General features: G+C 72.4%; 4 protein-coding genes. All 4 read left to right on the top strand.

Annotated features, from left to right (window positions below; translation table 11 throughout):
* Positions 1-84: 84 nt before the first annotated feature.
* The 4 genes from I59_RS23025 (at position 85) to I59_RS16820 (ending at position 3750) form a co-directional block, all read left to right on the top strand.
* Positions 85-492 (top strand): hypothetical protein, encoded by a 408-nt coding sequence (locus tag I59_RS23025; protein WP_022904870.1) that lies wholly within the window; start codon positions 85-87, stop codon positions 490-492.
* Positions 482-1342, top strand: coding sequence for an oxygenase MpaB family protein (locus tag I59_RS16830; protein ID WP_022904869.1), 861 nt, complete (start codon positions 482-484; stop codon positions 1340-1342). Before I59_RS23025 ends, I59_RS16830 begins: the two co-directional genes overlap by 11 nt.
* 24 nt (positions 1343-1366) lie before the next feature.
* Positions 1367-2197: a hypothetical protein gene (locus tag I59_RS16825; RefSeq protein WP_022904868.1), complete on the top strand. Its 831-nt coding sequence runs from the start codon at positions 1367-1369 to the stop codon at positions 2195-2197.
* The gene (locus I59_RS16820) at positions 2194-3750 is read left to right on the top strand and encodes a nicotinate phosphoribosyltransferase (RefSeq protein WP_022904867.1); all 1557 of its coding nucleotides are present in this window, start codon (positions 2194-2196) and stop codon (positions 3748-3750) included. The genes I59_RS16825 and I59_RS16820 overlap by 4 nt, the downstream gene beginning before the upstream one ends.
* Positions 3751-3876: the final 126 nt, after the last annotated feature.

The following is a 3876-nucleotide window of genomic DNA, read 5'->3' as shown; positions in this document are numbered from 1 at the left end:
ACGACGGCGACGAGGACCACCCCGACCTCGGGAACGACCTCGGCACCAAGCCGCTCTGAAGTCCGCGCTGACTACCATCGGAGCGTGATCCACCGACTCCAGCAGCGCCTGCGCCGGCACCCCGGCGCGGCGCGGCTGGTGTCGGTCGCCGGTCTCCTGCTCATCGCCGCAGCCGCGACGACCGGCGTCCGCTCCGGCGTCACGGCGTGCGGACCCCAGACCGCAGGGCCGACCTGCACGGTCGGGAACCTCGGTTGGCTCGCCCTCCTCGTCGTCGGCGTCCTGGCCGCGGTCGTTGCCGGCTCGGGCGTCCTGTGGCCGCTGCCCGCCATCTGGACCGTGGCGGCCCTGCTCTCGGCGGCGCGCGGCGACGTCGGCAGCACGACGTTCGTCGTCGTCGCGGTCGTCCTCGGCGCCGTCGCGCTCGGCACGGCGATCTGGATCGACGTCGCACCACGCGCACGCCGACGCCGGGCCCGACGTGACGAGTGAGGGGTCGATCGGCGCCGACCGGACGGGAGGCGCCGCGCACGACCCGAACCGTGCCTCCCGGTCGTCCCCCGGTCGCGACCGAGCGCTCCGCCGCCTGCTCGCGGACAGCACGCCGGTCGCCGCCGGCGGCCGGGCCATCCTGCTGCAGATCGCGGACCCGGTGGTCGCGGCGGGCGTCCGTCGGCACTCGGACTTCGCCAGCCGACCGCAGCAGCGGCTCGCCCACACCCTGACGTTCGTCTTCGCGGTGATCTCGGGCACGCCGTCGGACGCGGCCACCGCGGCCGCCTTCGTGGACCGCGCGCACGTGCCCGTCGAGGGCGCGGACGACGTCGACCGGCAGCTCTGGGTCGCCGCGACCCTCTTCGACTCGGCGCGGCAGGCGCACGGGGCGTTCGGTTCGGCGTTGTTCCCCGCGCGGGACGAGGAGGTCCTGCAGGCTTACGCGCCGATCGGGACCGCGCTCCGGGTGCCGCCGTCGCGCTGGCCGGGGTCGGTGGCGCGTTTCGACCGGTACCGGGACGAGGCGCTCGACCGGCTGACCGTCACCGACGACGCCCGCGGTGTCGTGCGGGACCTGCTGCACCCACGGTCNGCGCCGTGGTGGGTGCGGGCGGCGATGCCGCTCGTGCGGATCGTGACCGTCGGCATGCTGCCGGATCGGCTGCGAGCCGAGTACGGCTTCGCGTGGGGGCCACGGGAGCGTCGGCGGTACGAGCGGACCGTGCGGGTGCTCCGTGTCGTCCGTGGGCTGGTGCCCGGGTGGCTCCTCCGTCTGCCGGGGCCGGTGCTGGTGCGGGCGATGCGGCGGGCGGCGGCGGGACGTCCGGACGGATACTTGTCGGACTGACAATTACCGTGGTACGGTCGGTCCATGGCAGTCGAACTCAGCACCTGGGACGCCCAGGGCACACCGACGACACCGACGTTCTCCACCATGCGGTTCCCCGCGGGTGAAGCCCACGTCAAGGTCGTGGACGACGCCGACGCGGGGGCGACCACCGAGATCGCGACCCTGCGCGGCACCAGCGGCGACGACATCCTCGTGCTCGGCATGTGGGCGGACGCCGTCCGGCAGCGCGGCGCGCGGTCGGTCGCGCTCGTCCCGTACCTCCCCGGCGCGCGGCAGGACCGCGGCCTCCCGTTCGGCGCGAAGGTCTACGCGGACGTCCTCAACGGCTTCCGCATCGACCAGGTGATCGCGTTCGACCCGCACTCGCCGGTCATCGTCGGCCTGGTCGAGCGCCTCACCGTGGTGCCGAGCGAGCAGGTCGTGCACGACGCCGTCCTCGCCGGGTCCGACTACAGCGGCATCATCGCGCCGGACAAGGGCGCCGTCGCCCGGGCATCGCTGGTCGCCGAGACCGCCGGGCTCCCCCTGTTCCGCGCCGAGAAGCACCGCAACCCCGACACCGGGAAGCTCGACGGGTTCTCCTGCGAGCCGCTCCCGGACACCGGCCGCCTGCTCGTCGTCGACGACATCTGCGACGGCGGCGGCACGTTCACGGGGCTCGCCGGATCGACCGGCCTGCCGAAGGAACGGCTCGGCCTCTGGGTCTCGCACGGGGTCTTCTCCGGCCGCGCCCCGCAGCTCGCCGACCACTTCGGCGAGATCGTCACCACCGACTCGTACCCGGCCCAGAACGACGTGCCGGGCCTGCGTACCGTCCCGCTCAGCCCGTACCTCACGAAGGAGATCCGATGACCACCACCACGACGGGCATCGAGCCCCGCATCACCACCGCGAGCCCGATCGCGCCGCTCCTCGCCGTCGACGGCTACAAGCACTCGCACCGGCAGGTCTACCCGGCCGGCACGACCCGGATCCTCATCAACTGGACGAACCGGTCGAACAGCCACATGCCGGAGTCGACGCACGCCGTGGTGTTCGGTCTGCAGGCGTTCATCCAGCGCCACCTCGTCGAGGCCTGGGCACCGTTCTTCGCCGCCGACGAGGACGAGGTCGCCGACCTGTTCGAGCAGGCACTCCAGGGCTACTTCGGCCCGAACCACATCGGGACCGACCACGTCCGAGCGCTGCACCGGCTCGGGTACCTGCCGCTCGACGTCAAGGCCCTGCCCGAGGGCACCCTCGCCCCGATCGGCGTCGCGACCCTGACCATCGAGAACACGATCGACGAGTTCTTCTGGCTGCCGAACTACATCGAGACCGCCCTGTCGGCGTCGATCTGGCACCCGTCGACCGTCGCGACGAAGGCACTCGAGTACCGCGACCTCATGGAGGACTGGGCCGAGCGCACCGGTGCCGACCCCGCGAGCATCGACTTCGCCGCGCACGACTTCTCGTTCCGGGGGCAGTCGAGCATCGAGTCCGCGGCCGCCGCGGGCGCCGGACACCTGCTCTCGTTCCTTGGCACCGACTCGATGCCCTCGCTCGACTTCATCGACCGCTACTACCCCGGCGACAACGGCTGGGTCGGGGCGAGCGTCCCCGCGACCGAGCACAGCGTCATGTGCGTCCGCGGCGCCGACGGCGAGCTCGAGACCTTCGAGCAGATCCTCGACGTCTACCCGACCGGCATCGTCTCGGCGGTCAGCGACGGGTTCGACCTCTTCAAGGTCGTCACGGAGACGCTCCCGCAGCTCAAGGACCGCATCACCGCCCGCGACGGCAAGCTCGTCATCCGTCCCGACTCGGGCGACCCGGTCGACATCGTCACCGGCACCGTGCACGGCGTCCCGGAGGACGAGCTCTTCCGCGACGGTCGGAGCCACGAGGAGAAGGGCGTCGTCGAACTCCTCGACGAGCTGTTCGGCCACACCGTGAACGCGAAGGGCTACAAGGTCCTCGACCAGCACGTCGGCGTGATCTACGGCGACAGCATCACGCTCGACCGTGCCCGACGGATCTACGAGCGCCTCGCCGCCAAGGGCTACGCGAGCGACAACATCGTGCTCGGCATCGGCTCCTACACGTACCAGTACATGACCCGCGACAACCTCGGCAGCGCCGTGAAGGCGACCTGGGCCCTCGTCGACGGCGAGCCGGTCGACATCCAGAAGGACCCGAAGACCGGCAGCGGCAAGAAGAGCGCGAAGGGACGGATCGCCCTGCACCGCGACGCGAGCGGCGAGATCCGGCAGACCGACCAGGCGAGCCCGGATGACGAGGCGAGCAGCCTCCTCCAGACCGTGTGGGTCGACGGTCGGTTCACGGTCCTGCAGTCCTTCGCGGACGTCCGGGCCACGCTCCGCGAGGAGCGCGCAGCCCGCGCGGCCCGTCGGGCCTCGGCGTGACCGAAGGCCCCGCGGCGGACCCGCGACAGCCGCTCATCGCGATCGACGTCGTCCCGGTGTCGTTCACAACGGCGGACGGTCTGCGGGTCGCCCCCGCGCGGGGGGCGTACGCCCCCTACGCGGGCG

Source organism: Curtobacterium sp. B8, assembly GCF_000333315.1.
GTDB lineage: Bacteria > Actinomycetota > Actinomycetes > Actinomycetales > Microbacteriaceae > Curtobacterium > Curtobacterium luteum.
This window is presented reverse-complemented; position numbering and strand designations above follow the sequence as displayed.

Coding starts and splice junctions, on each gene's coding strand:
- I59_RS16825 (WP_022904868.1), top strand. CDS start 1,367: ATGGCAGTCGAACTCAGCACCTGGGACGCCCAGGGCACACCGACGACA.
- I59_RS16820 (WP_022904867.1), top strand. CDS start 2,194: ATGACCACCACCACGACGGGCATCGAGCCCCGCATCACCACCGCGAGC.